The 17,661-nt window shown below is 31.7% G+C and carries 13 protein-coding genes and 16 tRNA genes; 2 read left to right on the top strand and 27 right to left on the bottom strand.

Annotated features, from left to right (window positions below; translation table 11 throughout):
* From D2A34_RS21685 to D2A34_RS21595, 19 genes are all read right to left on the bottom strand, one after another.
* A tRNA-Leu gene (locus D2A34_RS21685) sits at positions 1–85 on the bottom strand.
* Between the two features lie 13 nt (positions 86–98).
* Positions 99–174 (bottom strand) — tRNA-Lys (locus D2A34_RS21680).
* A 7-nt stretch (positions 175–181) separates the two neighbouring features.
* Positions 182–256: transfer RNA gene (locus D2A34_RS21675), tRNA-Gln, on the bottom strand.
* Positions 257–310: 54 nt separating this feature from the next.
* Positions 311–386, bottom strand: a tRNA-Lys gene (locus D2A34_RS21670).
* A gap of 13 nt (positions 387–399) precedes the next feature.
* Positions 400–473: transfer RNA gene (locus tag D2A34_RS21665), tRNA-Gly, on the bottom strand.
* 29 nt (positions 474–502) lie between these two features.
* Positions 503–577 (bottom strand) — tRNA-Gly (locus D2A34_RS21660).
* A gap of 5 nt (positions 578–582) precedes the next feature.
* Positions 583–667, bottom strand: a tRNA-Leu gene (locus D2A34_RS21655).
* A 13-nt stretch (positions 668–680) separates the two neighbouring features.
* Positions 681–756, bottom strand: a tRNA-Lys gene (locus tag D2A34_RS21650).
* Positions 757–761: 5 nt separating this feature from the next.
* Positions 762–836 (bottom strand) — tRNA-Gln (locus D2A34_RS21645).
* Positions 837–839: 3 nt separating this feature from the next.
* Positions 840–915, bottom strand: a tRNA-His gene (locus D2A34_RS21640).
* A 4-nt stretch (positions 916–919) separates the two neighbouring features.
* Positions 920–996 (bottom strand) — tRNA-Arg (locus tag D2A34_RS21635).
* 32 nt (positions 997–1,028) lie between these two features.
* A tRNA-Gly gene (locus D2A34_RS21630) sits at positions 1,029–1,102 on the bottom strand.
* Positions 1,103–1,136: 34 nt separating this feature from the next.
* A tRNA-Pro gene (locus D2A34_RS21625) sits at positions 1,137–1,212 on the bottom strand.
* A 5-nt stretch (positions 1,213–1,217) separates the two neighbouring features.
* Positions 1,218–1,294: transfer RNA gene (locus D2A34_RS21620), tRNA-Arg, on the bottom strand.
* 154 nt (positions 1,295–1,448) lie between these two features.
* Positions 1,449–1,522: transfer RNA gene (locus D2A34_RS21615), tRNA-Gly, on the bottom strand.
* 34 nt (positions 1,523–1,556) lie between these two features.
* Positions 1,557–1,632 (bottom strand) — tRNA-Pro (locus tag D2A34_RS21610).
* Between the two features lie 299 nt (positions 1,633–1,931).
* Positions 1,932–2,411, bottom strand: a complete 480-nt coding sequence (locus D2A34_RS21605; RefSeq protein WP_119367893.1) for a metallophosphoesterase — start codon at positions 2,409–2,411, stop codon at positions 1,932–1,934.
* 108 nt (positions 2,412–2,519) lie between these two features.
* On the bottom strand, positions 2,520–3,131 hold the full coding sequence (locus D2A34_RS21600; protein ID WP_119367892.1) for an XTP/dITP diphosphatase: 612 nt from the start codon (positions 3,129–3,131) through the stop codon (positions 2,520–2,522).
* A 178-nt stretch (positions 3,132–3,309) separates the two neighbouring features.
* Positions 3,310–4,296: an AIR synthase family protein gene (locus tag D2A34_RS21595; RefSeq protein ID WP_119367891.1), complete on the bottom strand. Its 987-nt coding sequence runs from the start codon at positions 4,294–4,296 to the stop codon at positions 3,310–3,312.
* Between the two features lie 96 nt (positions 4,297–4,392).
* On the opposite strand from D2A34_RS21595, the gene D2A34_RS21590 reads away from it, so the two are divergent.
* A complete protein-coding gene (locus D2A34_RS21590) occupies positions 4,393–6,144 on the top strand; it encodes a hypothetical protein (RefSeq protein WP_079439134.1) in 1,752 nt (583 codons plus the stop codon).
* A gap of 123 nt (positions 6,145–6,267) precedes the next feature.
* Here the strand turns inward: D2A34_RS21590 and D2A34_RS21585 are convergent, their stop codons facing one another.
* From D2A34_RS21585 to D2A34_RS21555, 7 genes are all read right to left on the bottom strand, one after another.
* Entirely contained in the window at positions 6,268–7,764 is a 1,497-nt protein-coding gene (locus D2A34_RS21585; protein WP_079439143.1) for an ABC transporter substrate-binding protein, read from the bottom strand.
* 195 nt (positions 7,765–7,959) lie between these two features.
* The gene (locus D2A34_RS21580; protein WP_079439144.1) at positions 7,960–8,232 is read right to left on the bottom strand and encodes a hypothetical protein; all 273 of its coding nucleotides are present in this window, start codon (positions 8,230–8,232) and stop codon (positions 7,960–7,962) included.
* Between the two features lie 3 nt (positions 8,233–8,235).
* Positions 8,236–10,227 (bottom strand): NAD-dependent DNA ligase LigA, encoded by a 1,992-nt coding sequence (ligA, locus tag D2A34_RS21575; protein WP_119367890.1) that lies wholly within the window; start codon positions 10,225–10,227, stop codon positions 8,236–8,238.
* 20 nt (positions 10,228–10,247) lie between these two features.
* On the bottom strand, positions 10,248–12,515 hold the full coding sequence (gene pcrA, locus D2A34_RS21570; RefSeq protein WP_079439146.1) for a DNA helicase PcrA: 2,268 nt from the start codon (positions 12,513–12,515) through the stop codon (positions 10,248–10,250).
* 272 nt (positions 12,516–12,787) lie between these two features.
* Positions 12,788–14,425, bottom strand: coding sequence for a methyl-accepting chemotaxis protein (locus tag D2A34_RS21565; protein ID WP_119367889.1), 1,638 nt, complete (start codon positions 14,423–14,425; stop codon positions 12,788–12,790).
* 171 nt (positions 14,426–14,596) lie between these two features.
* A complete protein-coding gene (locus tag D2A34_RS21560) occupies positions 14,597–14,818 on the bottom strand; it encodes a NifU family protein (RefSeq protein ID WP_079439148.1) in 222 nt (73 codons plus the stop codon).
* Between the two features lie 64 nt (positions 14,819–14,882).
* Positions 14,883–15,317 carry a MarR family winged helix-turn-helix transcriptional regulator gene (locus tag D2A34_RS21555; RefSeq protein ID WP_119367888.1) on the bottom strand — a complete coding sequence of 145 codons (435 nt, stop codon included), beginning with the start codon at positions 15,315–15,317 and terminating at the stop codon, positions 14,883–14,885.
* A 395-nt stretch (positions 15,318–15,712) separates the two neighbouring features.
* Here D2A34_RS21555 and D2A34_RS21545 point away from each other — a divergent pair, with 395 nt between their 5' ends.
* Complete coding sequence (locus D2A34_RS21545; protein ID WP_079439150.1) at positions 15,713–16,429, top strand: pseudouridine synthase; 717 nt, start codon at positions 15,713–15,715, stop codon at positions 16,427–16,429.
* A gap of 418 nt (positions 16,430–16,847) precedes the next feature.
* Here D2A34_RS21545 and D2A34_RS21540 read toward each other — a convergent pair whose 3' ends face one another.
* The gene (locus D2A34_RS21540) at positions 16,848–17,654 is read right to left on the bottom strand and encodes a lytic transglycosylase domain-containing protein (protein ID WP_079439151.1); all 807 of its coding nucleotides are present in this window, start codon (positions 17,652–17,654) and stop codon (positions 16,848–16,850) included.
* Positions 17,655–17,661 lie beyond the last annotated feature (7 nt).

Raw genomic sequence — 17,661 nt, 5'->3', positions numbered from 1 at the left:
TGGTGCAGATGAAGAGAGTCGAACTCTTACACCGAAAGGCGCTAGATCCTAAGTCTAGTGCGTCTGCCAATTCCGCCACACCTGCATAAATATAAAATTGGTGGCTCACCCGGGAATCGAACCCGGGACACCATGATTAAAAGTCATGTGCTCTACCGACTGAGCTAGTGAACCAAAATAATGGCAGGGATAGCAGGATTTGAACCTACGAATAATGGAGTCAAAGTCCATTGCCTTACCGCTTGGCGATATCCCTATAATGGAATTAACCATGTGTTATCCCATAACTTAGTAAATTAAAATCTACTATTGGTGCGTCATCAGGGATTCGAACCCTGGACACCCTGATTAAGAGTCAGGTGCTCTACCGACTGAGCTAATCACGCATATTATAATTAATGGAGCGGGTAGTGGGAATCGAACCCACCTTTCCAGCTTGGAAGGCTGGAGTATTACCGATATACGATACCCGCATGTAGGTTTGTCTTATATCTTTTATAAATGGAGCGGAAAACGGGATTCGAACCCGCAGCCTCCACCTTGGCAAGGTGGCACTCTACCGTTGAGTCATTTCCGCTCATTTGGTGCAGATGAAGAGAGTCGAACTCTTACACCGAAAGGCGCTAGATCCTAAGTCTAGTGCGTCTGCCAATTCCGCCACACCTGCATAAATATAAAATTGGTGGCTCACCCGGGAATCGAACCCGGGACACCATGATTAAAAGTCATGTGCTCTACCGACTGAGCTAGTGAACCACTGATGGCAGGGATAGCAGGATTTGAACCTACGAATAATGGAGTCAAAGTCCATTGCCTTACCGCTTGGCGATATCCCTATATGGGGTGAACGATGGGACTCGAACCCACGACAACCAGTGCCACAAACTGGCGCTCTACCAACTGAACTACGTACACCATATGGTGCGTTTTAAGGGATTCGAACCCCTGGCCCACGCCTTAGAAGGGCGTTGCTCTATCCAGCTGAGCTAAAAACGCATAATATATATTTCACAAACTTAAAGTTTGTATGGAGCGGGTAGTGGGAATCGAACCCACCTTTCCAGCTTGGAAGGCTGGAGTATTACCGATATACGATACCCGCATATATTAATTTTTCAAAGAAAATTTAATTTTGATGGTCGGGGTGACAGGGATTGAACCTGCGACCTCATGGTCCCAAACCACGCGCGCTCCCAGCTGCGCCACACCCCGGTATATGGTGCGTTTTAAGGGATTCGAACCCCTGGCCCACGCCTTAGAAGGGCGTTGCTCTATCCAGCTGAGCTAAAAACGCATATTTACCTTAATCATTACTTTCAGGCCTATATTATTATATAACATCCCGAATACCTTGTCAATCTTTTTTTTGCTTTTGGAACGTTCTTTATTTTAAACTTCCCATCAAACTTTGTCAAGACTTTTTTAACTTGCTTTATAGGTTTCTTTGGTGGAGCGGGTAGTGGGAATCGAACCCACCTTTCCAGCTTGGAAGGCTGGAGTATTACCGATATACGATACCCGCATACATTAAGTCTCCAATAAAACTTTAGTTTAAATGGTCGGGGTGACAGGGATTGAACCTGCGACCTCATGGTCCCAAACCACGCGCGCTCCCAGCTGCGCCACACCCCGAAGGTCTTAACTTTTTTTGTTTCATCGCTTACTGTTCAGCGACAATGATTATTCTACAATATCAAATCTGTTTCGTCAATACTTTTTTTAAATAATTTTTTAAAAATCCTTCATAGTTTGGATAACCTCGGTTTTTATAAGCTTGAACATAACTTTTTTATGTATTAAATAGCACATCTAAATATACATTTTCTAATTTTTATTTATGATATCAAACATTTCATGCAAATATAAATAACTAAAAGGAATCAAATTCGACATCATTAATATTATTAACTCTTCACATAATTAACTTTAGTTTATTCTCTAACCTCCTTAAATGATATAGAAACATCTCCATTGTCATTGATACTAATAAATCCTATACCTCTTTTGTTCAATCTTGGGAGCGATATACTGCCTGGATTCATTAATATAATGCCGCTTGCCTCTTCTCTTAATGGTTCATGTGTATGTCCGAACAAAACAATGTCTGCTTCCAGTTCTCTCCCCCTGTAATAAATATTATTTATAGCGCTTTTAACGCCATACATATCTCCATGGGTATAGAATATTTTCTTTCCGTTTACCTCTAGAATATCTTCCTTAGGGTACTTTGTTGAATAATCACAATTTCCTGCGACTGCGTATATTTGCCCTTTAAAGTCTCTTTCTAGTATCTCAACATCATCAACATTGTCTCCTAAATGTATTAATATATCAGCATCCTTTATTAATTCTTTTGCCAAATTGATGTACTTAGTTATTCTATGTGTATCACTAATAACTGCAATTAACATAAATATCATCCTCTCTGTAATCTTTTTCTCAATAAAATATTAATTATGATATTACTTATTATAAATAATATCATAATTAATATAATCACATATATTATTTTTAATCAATTACAATAACTCAGAAATTACTTTCTTCAATTTTTTTAATGCAACACCTCTATGACTTATATGGTTTTTTTCCTCAGAAGTTAATTCTCCAAAGGTTTTGTCTAATGGTTCATAGAAAAACAATGGATCATAACCAAATCCACCTTCTCCATGCAGTTCTTCTATGATACGCCCCTCTACCTCTCCTGTAACCTTAAAATACTCTCCTTGGTCTGTAAACATAGCTAATTGACAAATAAATTTAGCTGTTCTATCTGTTGCTTCTACGCCCCTCAAATTCTCCAAAAGCTTTTCATTATTCTTTGCATCATTCCCATGTTCCCCTGCATATCTAGCTGAATATATTCCTGGTTCTCCATTTAAATACTCTACCGCCAAGCCCGAATCGTCCGCCAATACAATGAAATCTTTATCTCCTCTTTCAATCACATACTCATATATTTCCTTTGCTTTCTTCTTAGCATTTTCTTCAAAAGTATTTCCATCTTCAACAACATCTATGTCAATCTTTTCATTTTCTAAAGACATAACTTCTATATCTAAATCCTTTAATATCTCTTTCATTTCTTTAATCTTTTTCTTATTATTACTGGCTAATATTAATTTTTTCATTATAACTTCTCTCCTGACATTCAAATAAAGAAATAAATCAAAGACATTTGTGTCATATAGATTATATTTCTTCTTAATTTAATTAAAAATAGTTTATTAATCCTATTTTTAGGCTCGTATTTGTTATCTTATCTTAATCCTATGTAGTTAATAGAAATGAAAAACATTTACAAATCAACTAATTTTCCACCCTTATATTGAACAATTCATCTCTCTTAGGCGGTTCAACCTTTATTTCATTACCATTATCAATTAAGATTCCATCCTGATCACATATTTTTCCGATTATGCTGGCCTCAATTCCCTTATCTTTAAGCTGCTTAACTAATTCCTCCCCATTCTCTGAAGTAATGAGCATACTTCCAGACGATATAAGTCTAAGAGGATCTATTTGAAATTCTTCACAAATTTTTCTTGTAATCTCAAGTATAGGTATTCTATCTTTGGAGATTTTAAACCCCGTATTTGATGCCATAGCAACCTCAAAAAGACCTCCTAGAAGACCTCCCTCGGTTATATCATGCATTGAATTAACTCCGAATTCTCCGCCTATCTTTCCTTCTTCTAGAACACTCAGTTTGTTTATTAAACTTTTTCCTAGTTCTATTTCTTCTGCAGATAATATCTTTTTCAATTTTTCTTCGTAATCATTTATTAGAATATACGTTCCTTCTAGGGCTAGAGTTTTAGTTACAATTATATCATCACCTAACTTCGCTCCCGCTGTCTTAACAGATTTACCTTTTAAATTTTTGCCTATTACAGTAACGGATATAACCATTTTATTTACTGCGCTAGTCACCTCCGTATGGCCACCTATAATTTCAACATTAATCTTTGCAGCTTCCTCATCAATTTCATTCATAACTTTATTTATTTCCTGCAGAGTTGAATTAACAGGAGCTAATATAGTAACCAAAATTCCTATAGGCTCGCCGCCTGATGATGCAATATCATTACAATTAATATGCACAGCTAGTTTCCCAATATTTTCGTTAGCCCCTGTTATTGGATCAGTAGAAAAAACGCCTTCATAATTACCAAAATCAATTATTGAGCAATCTTCCCCAACATCATTTCTAACTACAATTTCATCTCTTCTAACTGATTTATTATTTAGGATTATTCTTCTTAAATCATCAAAATCTAATTTTCCTTCCTTCATTATAAAAAATCTCCTTTTATTTATATTTTATGTACTTTTTATTCACTAATTTCATATTAATTAATAAGATGAGAATTTTATGAGAGGTGTTATACATTGAGATATATAGGACCATTTTTTAGGATGAATAGCCTTTCCTCAAAAGAAATTAGTGGTCAACTTTTTCATTTATCAAAAGAATCAATTAAAACTTTAGTATTGAACTCTAAATGTGGTCTTTTGGCACAAGTTAGAACTTCAAAAAAATCTTCTATAGATGATATTAGCATATTAAATAATTTTTCTCCACTACTATGCATGTACAGAAAAGCCTCACCGTTGCTCATTCACAGTAAAAGCAGCCATAGCTTTGATGAATCAAGTTTTAAGAAGGAAATAACCCCTTCTACCAACGCTCTTATGACTCTTTGTTTACTTGAGTTAAGTGAATATTATTCGCATTATAATGATGGGAAGAGAAATATAGCGTCTCTTGAAAAACCATTTAAATATATTGCAAAAGAACAATTGCAATTCTACTCTGAAAATTTAAGAAATAATGAAGGATTATTTGTTGACAAGAAAAACATATCCGAAGGAAATTCTAAGGGCTTTTCCTTAGTTGATACGGATGACAAATTCAAATTTTCTGACCAAGCTTTTATGATGGCGGCCTATATGCTTTATGCTCACTATAATAAATCTGAAGAAATAAGTAGTGAGTACATCAAGTTTTCAAATGAAATATTAGATATGTTTAAAAACTATAAGTCAGCTTTATACGAGTTATCATTTAATGAATGCGTACTAATTTTTCTTGCTTTAAATATCTTTTATAAATATTCCTGTAATTCAGATGCTAAAAGACTTATTTTAGATTTAGGAGACTTTTTGATTTCTAAATTCCAAGAGAAAGATTATTACCTAAATTCAATAGATGATTGCTCATTGTTCTCTATATGCTTAATGGAGGCTTATAAACATACAGATATAATTTCTTTTAAGGAAACAGCTAAAGAAATTAATGATAAATTAGTTAGTTTATACGATTCAGACAAACATATATTTGTTAAAATATCTGATAAAAAAGAGAGCAAATACTCTTGCTTAGAGGTTAACTTCTATCTTCTCAGCCTTCTTATGTATTCATTTAATGAAGATAGATCTAATGAACTACGGCCAACTATATCAAATGTTTACAGAAAGTTTTTTGTAAACGGAGGCCTTTTAACAAGTTGGCCTGACGCTCCTACTTTAGATGAAGTAGAAAGATACCGAAAATTGAGCCTACGTTCTGATGATATGTTGGATGAAACATTCTTTAGAATGCCAGTATTATCAACACCTAAAAGCACAGGGCTAGCGCCTATATTTGTAAAAAGCCTAACTTATTCAAAACGAAAAGATTCTTTAAGTTCAAAAAAATCTTCTTTTGATAGTAATAAAAATATGCTTAATTTCTTTTTAATTATTTTCCTTTTAAAAGATACCATTGAAGATTTAATGGAATTTACTAATCCTATGAATTGTGAATCACAAGGGGATTTAAAGAAAATTCAGCAACAAATTATACGTCCGAATAACCCTAAAATAAATATAGAAAATATTTCGGCTGATACTAAAGAAAGTACATCAATTTTATTGGTATCAGAAACTTCAAATGATGTTAAAAATCTTACCCCGAATGCATTAACAAGCACTAAATGTATTGAAAAAGAAGAAGTTGAGGTGAAAAATATAGTCAACTTAAAGAAGATAAATAAAATTTCACTTTTGAACAAAGATACTATTTCAAAAGTCAGTCCACCAAAGAAAAAGAAAAAATATAAAAAAAATAAAAATCAACATCCTCATAATAAGAAAAGTTAATTTTTATTAGCGGGTTCCTTAATATAAGCCAAACATATAATTTAAAACTTTTACTAAGGAGCCCTCAATTTCTATTATCAATGCATTTAAGCTATTACATAGTTCTTAATAATTATTATAAATTTATTTTATTGTAGCAAAATCCAAATTTCCATTTCCATCCAACTTCAATTCAGATATTTTATCAGAAATTGCTATATTTTCATTATAAAATACTAGCGGTAATACATTATAATTATCAAATATGCTTTCTTCAAAACCTGAATAATCTAAGTTTTGGGTACTAATCTTAGATTTTTCTAACAGCTTACTTTGGCTATCTGTTAAATATTCTTTAAAATTAGAATAGAATTGTGTCTTATCAAGTATGCTAGCCTCATTATTAACTAGAATCATATCATACCTTTTTCTTAATTCTTCGTCTTTAAATTCTTCTTTTACTAGACTATATTTTATAGTTATATCTGTATTATTTTTAAACCACTCTTGAATGACTCTACATAAAATTCTATTCTCATTGCTGTCCTCGCCTAACAAAGTCAATACTTTAGGTTTATCCCATTTTCCTTCTTTATTGCTTACAACCTTTCTAGCCTGCAATTTTGTTAAATCCTTCTTATCTTCTCTAAAGAAACTTCCCTCAGCAAGTTCAAATTCTTTATTATTTAAGTTTTGATAGGATTCAATAGCCTTGCATACATTGTTATATATTTCTCTCCTGCCCTGTACTGGAAGTGAATTATCCGAGCTATTCATAACCAAATATGCTGCCTTTGCCTCAGGTATTGATATTAGATTATTTTCCTCAGCTAATTTATTGAGTTCACTTTCTGGGGGATTTATTACTATGTCTCTCTCTTTTACTTCATACGATGCCATAGATAATTCAACATTTTCATCATTTAATATATTAATATTCGATATCTTAAGCTCACTATTATTGTTATTTCTTTTTAATACCATATTCTCTTTACTAACAGAATCGATTTTATAATCTCCTGAATAAACAAGCTTATCATAATTATTATTTAAATTACGCCACATTATCAAGTATTTTCTTAACCTATATTGTGGTTTAGTTAGTTCACTTAGGAATTCCTCATTCTTTTGGTTTAATCTGATAATGACTGAATTTTCAGTTGCTCTAATAGCAACTCCATTTTCAAATATAGCTTTTCCAGCTCTGAACTCTTTTGCACCGTAAACTTCTAGCAACGCTTGTATATTTACTTCATCTTCTTCCTTCAGTAATTCCTTAAAAAAGTTTGCTATATCACTTGCTGTTATTTTACTTCCATCACTCCAAAAGATATCATCCCTCATCTTAAACTCATATTGAATTCCATCCTTATCTTTTACAACATCACTTGCTAGCGACGGCACAATCTTATTATCTGCACTTTTGGAAACCAACCCTTTACTTAGAGCACACATGATATCCTCATGACGTTTAGATAACTTAGTCACCTTTTCTAAATCCCCTGGAATTTCATTTATTCCATAACTTATTGTTTCCTCTAAATTATCATTTGCTACATCACTATTTTGCCTATTTATAAATCCTAAGCAAAACAAAATAGTAAAAACTAAAATAATTGTACAGAAAAAATATTTTTTCATAATTACACCCTTTACATTCAATTATATTTAGTATTATTACCATAATCTGTACTGCTTAATCAGAAATTAAATAATGTGATGCCAAACAAAAAGAAAGGATACCCTGTTTTCTAGGTTGCCAGAGAAAATAACTGTGCAACACTACGCAAAAGAGTATCCTTTCTTTCTAGTATAGTACTTATTCCATTACTATATTTACTTAATCAAATTTATCATAAAGAAAATCAATGAAACTGATATAGCTAAACTAAAAGCAAAGTATACTAATCTTTTTTTGCCAGTTTCAATAATTAGAAATCTAAGTGCTATAATTGCCATAGTAATGCATACTCCCAGCTGTATTGGTAAGTATGAGTTGAAAATTTGGCTAACATAATAAAACTGATATGTTGTCATGAAAGTACAAATAATTAAGATGCTGGTTATAAACGCACACGCAAACCCAAGCAAATTTATTAATTTTTTCATACTCTACCTCCTTAGAATTTCTTCAAACTCTTCTTCTGAAAGAACTTTAATTCCTAATTCCTCTGCCTTAGTTAATTTTGATCCAGCCGCTTCACCTGCTATTATGTAATCTGTCTTTTTACTAACGCTACCTGAAACCTTTGCTCCTAAACTTTCTAACTTATCTTTTATCTCATTCCTAGAATAATTCTTAAGCGAACCAGTTGCAACAACAGTTTTTCCTTCAAAAGGACTTGCTATTACTTCTTTTTCTTCATATTTAGGACTAACACCTAGAGACAGCAGCTCTTCTATCGTCTGTAATACTTTGTCTTCTTTAAAGAAAACTACAACCCCTTGAGCAACTATATCTCCAACATCTTGAACTCCAATAAGTTCTTCAAAAGTTGCATTTTTTAGACCTTCTATAGACTTAAATCTGCTGACTAAATCTTTTGCAGTCTTTACACCTACATTGGGAATTCCTAAAGCATATATAAACGCATATAACTCACAATCTTTACTTTTTTCAATAGCTTCCAGAAGATTTTTAGCTTTTTTCGCTGCAAACTTCTCTAGTCCTATTAAATCCTCTTCTTTCAATTTATATAAATCTGAGATAGATTTAATATTAAGTTTTTCAAATAATTGTTCCGCTGTTCTTTCTGAAAAACCTGCTATATTCATCGCTTCCCTTGAAGCATAATGAACTATAGTTTTAACTAGTTGAGGCTTACAAGATAAAGTGTTTTCACAGAAATAATGAGCCCCACTTAGCACCAAATGACTGCCACAAGCAGGACAAACTTCTGGAACTGTTATCTCCTCTGAACCTTCTAATGATTCTGGCACTATTCCCATTATCTCTGGTATAACATCATTACTTCTTCTTACAAATACTTCCGCACCAATTCTGACACCTTTTCTCGAGATATCATCCATGTTATTTAGAGTGGCTCTTTTAACAGTAACTCCTGCTAGTTCTACTGGCTCCAAGATTGCTGTTGGACCAACTCTACCACTTCTTCCAACATTCCATTCAACATCTAGAAGCTTAGTTGTTGCTTCTTGAGCTTCAAATTTAAATGCAATAGCCCATTTAGGGAACTTTACTGTATAGCCTAATAGTTCTCTTGTTCTGATATCATCTATTGCAATTACTAATCCATCTATATCATAATTTAAGTCAAATCTAATACCTTTTACATAGTCTATTTCTTTTTCAATTTCATCTATTGAAGTACATACTCTTATATAATCATCAACTGGAAGACCTTGTTCTTTTATAAACTCCATCATTTCCATATAAGTTCTAAATGGAGTCCCTTCTTTATGTCCTACATCATAAAAGAAGGCAGATAGACTTCTTCGTGCAGTTTCTTTTACATTTAAATTTCTTAAAGCTCCTGCTGCTCCATTTCTCAGATTCTTAAGTGGTGTATCAGAAGTTTCATTATATTTATTAAAAGCTTCTTGAGTCATGATAGCTTCTCCATGAACCTCTAAAACATCACTGCTATTGATTTTAAGCGGAATTGATTTGATTGTTTTAACCTGTGCCGTTACTTCTTCTCCAATACTTCCCGTTCCTCTTGTTGCAGCTATTTCAAGTATACCTTCAGTATTATATGTCAAGTTAATTGTTAAACCATCGAATTTCTTTGTAACCACGTATTTTAGATCGGGCAGATTTTCGCCTCTGCTTCTAGCCTCTTCTACAAACTTAATATTTCTATTATGCCAATCCATAATTTCTTGCAAACTTTGTGCTTTATCTAGACTCCAAAGTCTTGCCTTATGAGTATACTTTCTAAACCCACCTAATACTATATCGCCAACTCTCAATGTAGGTGAATAAGGAAGTACATATCCTGTTTCTCTCTCTAACTCTTGAAGTTCATAGTATTTTTCATCATAGTCCTTATCACTTACAGATGGACTATCTAAAGAATAATATTCATATGAATATTTATTTAACTTTTCTACAAGTTCTTTTATTCTTTCAATCTTATCCATATTAGGCCTCCAAATTCCCACTAAATCATTTTAAGTTTTGCAAAAGATAGTAATAATGATTTAACTCCCTGCTTATCAAAAGCAACTGTTAACTTCTTATCATTTCCAGAATCTACAACTGCTACTATTGTTCCTTTTCCAAACTTTTCATGAATAACCTTTCTACCAAGTGTTGCTTCACTATTAGTTATATATTCTTTAGCCATTTCAGTCATAGTACTTCTATCAATCACATTATTAATTCCGCCATTATCAAGGGTATATGCTCTATTACTAGTAACACTATTTCGTAAACTATGTGGATTAGTGTAAGAATTACTTTTCATAGCCTTTTCTCTGCTTTTAATACCTGCCTTTTCTACACCCACATATTCTTTAAGGTCTGGTTTTATCTCATTAATAAAATCAGATTGAGGATATGCTACAGTTTTACCAAATACTCTTCTCACTTCAGCTGAAGTCATGAATAGTGTCTGTTTAGCTCTTGTTATACCAACATAACATAATCTTCTTGACTCTTCCATCTCTGATTCCTTTTCAAAAGATGCCGTTCCTGGGAAAATACCATTTTCCATACCAACCATAAATACAACTGGGAACTCTAATCCTTTCGCACTATGTATTGTCATTAATACTACAGCATCATCTTGTTCTTCAATCTTATCTGTATCCTGAACTAAAGAAACTCTCTCTAAATACGCAGATAGCGAATTATCTTCACTGTTCTTTTCAAAGTCAACAGCATCAGAAACAAGTTCCTTTAAATTTTCAACCCTACTCTTATCTTCAATCTCATTTGATTCTTTTAATTGTTTAAGATATCCTGTATCTTTTAATATAGATTCAATAAGCACAGAAACAGGGACCGTCTCACTAAGTTCCATTAAATTTTCCATTAATGAAACAAACGGTTCAATAGTTGAAACATTTCTTGGAGTTAATGTTGGAATACTTCTCACTTCAGCAAGTGCATCCCATAAATTTAATTCAAAACTACTTGCAAATTCTTGTACTTTTGCAACAGTTGCATCCCCAATGCTTCTCTTAGGTACATTTATAATTCTTCTAATACTAATGTCATCTTGAGGGTTAACAAGAATTTTTAAATATGCTAATACATCCTTTATTTCCTTTCTGTCATAGAACCTTGTACCTCCTACTATTTTGTAAGGAATGCCTTTTCGTCTAAAACTTTCTTCAAATATTCTAGATTGAGCATTTGTTCTGTATAATATAGCAAAGTCATTATAATTTTTTTCTTCTTTTTCCTTTATCTCTAGGATCTGTTTACCAACAAAATTTCCCTCATCACTATCTGCATAGGCTCTATATATCTTAATCTTACTTCCTGGCTCTTGTTCAGTTCTTAATATTTTACTTTTCCTATTTGCATTATTTACAATTACAACATTAGCTGCAGTTAATATGTTTCCTTTAGATCTATAATTTTGTTCAAGTTTAATTACTTTTGCTCCTGGATAATCTTTTTCAAAATCAAGGATATTTTGAATATCTGCGCCTCTCCATTGATAAATACATTGATCGTCATCCCCTACAACACATATATTCTTATATTTTGACGCAAGCAGCTTAACCAGTTCGTATTGAGCACCATTAGTATCTTGATACTCATCTACCATAATATATTTAAATTTATTTTGATAGAATTCTAATACTTCAGGATTGCTTTTAAAAAGTTCAACTGTTTTAAAAATTAAATCATCAAAGTCTAAAGCATTATTTTCTTTTAGTCTCTTTTGATACATTTCATATACATCGGCAATTTTCTTTTCTCTAAAGTTAGCCTCATTTTCTAACATAAAGCTTCTAACACTTTGCATTTTATCTTTGGCTTTTCCTATCTTCCCGATTATCTCTTGTTCTGTTATATCCTTATCATTAATATTAAGTGATTTCATGCACTCTTTAACTAATGTCTTTTGATCAGAGCTATCATATATAGTAAAACTACTTTTATAACCTATCTTATCTATCTCTCTTCTTAAAATCCTAACACAAGTTGAATGGAAGGTGGATATCCACATATTTTCTGCTCTTTCACCAATAAGTGCTTTAACTCTATCCTTCATTTCCTTTGCAGCCTTATTTGTAAAAGTAATAGCCAATATACTGTAAGGTGCAATATCTAAATCTTCAATCATATGCGCCATTCTATGCGTTAACACTCTAGTCTTACCCGAACCTGCTCCCGCTAAAATAAGCACCTGCCCATTAATTGTAGTTGCCCCTTCATACTGTTCTTTATTAAGTAATGATTTTAAATCCATTTACTTATTCCTCCTTTCCCAATCCTTAAATATTATACCATATGTAATAATATTTAAATCATCAGGCTGACTAAAATATTATTTTAAATTATACATTGAAATTTTATCCTGCACTTACTTTATTATATTTTAGAGGAATTATGCATTGCTAATAATATAAAAAACACCTGATGTTTTTTAATCAAGTGTTAATTTCAAATTATTAATTATACCATAAATTTTAACTTCCATTATTATTCCCTTTAATTCTCTACTATATGTAATTTAAGAAATTATATCTTAAAGCTTGAAACATCTTTTTCTAATACAGATGAAATATTAACTAGTTTTTTTGCTGTTATAGAAAGTTCATTTGTTATAGCAGCTTGTTCTTCTGTAGATGCTGTCACTTCCTCGGAAAGAGCTGAAATTTCTTGTGATTTTGAAGCTATGTTTTCAACTGTATCCAGAATCTTATCTCTACCCTTCATAGTTTCTTGAAGTACTGCATGAACCTCATTAATATCGCTTGGAATATTATTTACCTTGCTAATAACCCCTTTAAATGAAGTTGTTACGCTATTAATATCATTTTTGCTTTCTCCTACTATCTTAGTTACAAGCTCTGTCGTACTAGAAACGTCATGAGTTTCTTTCATTACTGTATCTATTAATTGAGTTATGTTTTTTGATGAATTTAATACTTCTTCTGCAAGCTTTCTTATCTCGTCTGCTACTACTGAAAATCCTTTTCCTGCATCACCTGCTCTCGCCGCCTCAATAGATGCATTTAAAGCTAAAAGATTAGTTTGCTTGGCTACTCCATTTATGACATCGACTATAGAATTAATTTGTGATATAGTTTTATCTAAATTTTCTACCTTAGCTTTTGATACCAAGAATGAATTTAACATATCATCAATAGTATTAGCCAGCTTATTTATAGTTTCTACTCCTCTATTTGTATCTTCTTTTATAATCCTTCCACCATCAGCCAATAATATCAACTTATTATCTACATTATCCAAGTCTACTGAAAAACTTTCTAATAAACTAACTGCCTCTTCTAAAGCCTCTGTTTGTTTTATCCCTTCTTGAGATACGTTAGTTACTGTAGCTGCGATTTCTTCACTAGATGATGCCACAGTGCTTCCACCGATTTCAATATTCTTTGATATGTTGCTTAAACTTTCTGATATTACTTTGGTTTTCCTAACAAGTTCCCTCATACTTTTTCTAGTCTTACTACTTGCAGATGCTAATTTCCCTATTTCGTCTTTTCCTGTAATTTCATACTCTGCTGTAAAATCTCCATCTCCTGCTTTTTCAATAACATCCTTAATAATTTCTATGGGTTTCGCAATTCTCTTTCCTATATATACTCCTGTAGCAGCGGCTAACAGCAAAAGGACTATAGCATAGATTATACTTTTTATTATAGTATTTCTAATAGTTCTTTGCATATTATCAACAGAAATTCCTATAGAAAGGCCATATCCTATAGTATTTCCATCCTTAATTGGAACAGTTACATTATATGCAGGAGTTCCCTTCCACTCATACATATAAGTTCCTGTTTTACCTTCAAATACACCATCTAATCCTGTCGATTCAATTTTTTCACCAATAGACTCTTTTGACGTTCCTGCCACGAGAGTTTTATCTCTTGATATTACACCTATGTAGCACAATTCTCCATCTGCATATTTATATGTTTGATCTATTATATCTTGTATTTTATCTGTATTTTTAATTCCTACATTTTCTATATTTGCTCTTATATTATTAACTAAAGTCACTCCATCTGCTTTCATTTGGTTTTGTATTCCACTTATCATCTGATATGAAAAAAATGATATACAAATTAAAATTATTATTGCTGCTATTAAAACAAAATTAAAAATCAACCTTTTTCTTATGGAATTAAACATATTACCCCTCCTTAGTATTTAAATATCTTAATTACAATTTCTATATAATCTTTATACTTTATTTAGTACCCGAAACGAATCTTGTTTCCACGCATAATTCGTACGCGTACGAATTATGCGTGGAATTTAAAAATATTTTACTTGTTAAATCAATATATTAAGTGTCCTTAATTAAACTCCTATAACCTCTGTGACTCCTGGTACTTCTTCCTTTAATCTTTGCTCGATAATCATTTTTATTGTCATCATTGCTCCTGGACAATTCCCACAAGCACCTTGCATCCTTACACTTACAACCCCATTGTTGCTCACATCAACTAATTCGACATCTCCACCATCTCTTTGTAGTATTGGTCTAATTTTATCTAATGATTTTGTTATTAATTCTTTCATAATTTGTACTCCTTCTTTCACATTTTTCGTACGCGTACGAATTATCTATTTTAAAAAAATGCCTTTAAAGCATTTTTATTATATTTTTAAGAGCTTTCTCTATATTATCTTCAAGAATTGTTTTTTGACCTTCATCAAAATCTTCTAATATTATATCTAGAAATTCTTTCTCCATAACTTGAAGCTTTTGTTTTATGACTACAGCTTCAGGCGTCAAGCTAATATATACACTTCTTTTATCTTCACAGCACATACACTTATTTATCAATCCCTGACTCTCATATTTATTTATTATGTCAGATAAAGATGATTTAGATATTCTCCATATACTTGCTATTTCATTAAAAAGCAGCTTTGAACCATCCTCAGGTAAAATGTCAAATAGAGTTATATGATTTTGTAATATAGGTAATCGCTCATCCTTTATTTTTTTTGTCAAGAATTTGTTGGATGCTTCAACAATTATATTCATTTTTCCAACGATACATTTGCTTTTCATTTTTACCACCTCATTCGTTCGGGTACGAATTAATTTTAAAATTTTATTCTTCATCTGTCAATATGTTTTTAAAATTATATTATGATTTATTTATTTTATTATTCACTAACTTTAATTTTAAGAGTAATAATTTAAACTCTCATTGCTTCTTCTACAATTTTGTTTCTGATTGATAAATTAATCCCTAGTCGTACATAGATTGAATTATTGGAGCTATCAAGATACCAGTAGCTGTAAGTTCATACTCCACTTAATATTAAAAATAAAAAATAATATCTGTAAACTAGAGAAATAATAATCTATATGTTAAGATATTCAGTACTATGGTAAAATAAATCAATATATGTATAAACTAAATAGCGTGGCTATAAAATCTAAAGATTGGAGTGAACAACTTGGAACGATTGGATAAGGTAATATCTAACTTAGGATATGGAAGCAGAAAAGATGTCAAATCATTTGTTAAGAAAGGAATCATAGAAGTTGACGGCGTGGTAGTAAAAGATAATGGATTACTTGTTGATCCTGAGAAATCTGTTATAAAGGTAAATGGTGAAGAAATACTTTATCGTAAATATATATATTTAATGATGAATAAACCAGATGGAGTAATATCCGCAACGCATGATAATAGGGATGAGACTGTAATTGATTTATTAAATTTAGAACATCAAGTATTCGAACCATTTCCAGTTGGTCGATTAGATAAGGATACCGTTGGCTTATTATTACTAACTAATGATGGGGATCTGAACCATAGGCTAATCTCTCCTAAATGGCATGTTGATAAGGTGTACTACGCTGAAATTGATAAAAAAGTTGATGAAAAAGACATATTAGCTTTTAAAAACGGAATCACTTTAGACGATGGTTATAAATGTCTAGAAGCTAAACTCGAAATATTATCTAACAGCGATGATGGATCCGAAATTAGACTTACTATACAAGAAGGAAAATTCCATCAAGTCAAAAGAATGTTTGAAGCTGTTGGAAAAAACGTTACTTATCTTAGAAGAGAAGAATTTGGTGGTCTTTCATTAGATCCAGATTTAGAAGAAGGCGAATATAGAGAATTAACAGATGAAGAATTAAGCCTTTTAAAGAGCTATTAACGAATATTAAACAATTTTGCAATAAAATAATTCATTTTTCCTAAAAATATTCATATTTTTTATTAAATTACTTGCATTATGAATGATATTATCCTATAATATTCTTGCAAGGATAAATAAAAGGAATATATAGCCCCCTTTTTATTTATTGCTTATTGCTTATTGCTAAAGCGCAACCTAGCCCCAAGGGTTGCGTTTTTTATTATTCAAAAATGAAAACATTTACTTAATTACTATAAGGATTACATTAAAGCGTATTTTAATATAATCCTTATAAAATCTACATTAACTTATTAAAAACGAAAAGTGAAACAAAAAAATCATTCATATAACCAAAATGATTTTTTTGTTTCACTTTTCAGTTACTTACCTACATTTATAAAACAAAGCATCACAAGAAGTCCAAAATGCAAGCATTCTAGACTCCACTTCTATAGTATCCCATTACTTTCGGAACGTAATTTTGAGTTTCTAAAGGCATTTTATATAGATCATTTGCTGATGAAACTCCTCTTTTTTGCATAGTGCCTGGACCTCCATTATACGCCATCAGAGCCATTTCCGCATTCCCATTATACTTATCTAAATATTCCTTAAGCAACTTAGTTCCACCATTAATATTTTGGTCTACATCATATCCATTTGAAATACCTAAATGTGCAAAATTCTGTGGCATTATCTGCATTAACCCAGTTGCTCCAACCCCAGAAGTTGAACTAGAATCAAAATTTGATTCTTGCTTAATTATAGCAAGAATTAAATTTGAATCCACTCCATATTTTTTAGATGCACTTTCTACTGCACCATATATTTTCTCTATATCTGCACTATTCCTATTAGGTAAAATATATCCTTGCGCATCTTTGAACTTGATATAGTTACTATTACTCAAAATCATTGGTATATCCTCAAGCTTTTGCCCTGCAGCATACTTTTGAATTACCCTAGAAATATTATTTACATTTATATTATTTTTATTATTTAATTCTTCAGAACCTTCTGCTTGACCATCAATTTTACCGTTCTCATTAATACCCTCCGCAGAATTTGGGTTAGTTTTCTTTGATGATTCCATTAAATTTTGCATAACAAGTTGAAATGCTAAATTTGTTTCATTACTGGTTGTACTATCGGAGCTAGAATCATTAGTTACTTGTCCATTTCCCAACATGCTCATTGCTAACAATTGTTCATTTGAGACTTTACTTAAATTATCTATTCCCATCTTTTAA

This window comes from Clostridium chromiireducens (genome assembly GCF_003575225.1).
In the GTDB taxonomy this organism is placed as follows: domain Bacteria; phylum Bacillota; class Clostridia; order Clostridiales; family Clostridiaceae; genus Clostridium; species Clostridium chromiireducens.
Note: the sequence above shows the minus strand (reverse complement) of the source record. Positions and strands in the feature narration are given on the sequence as shown.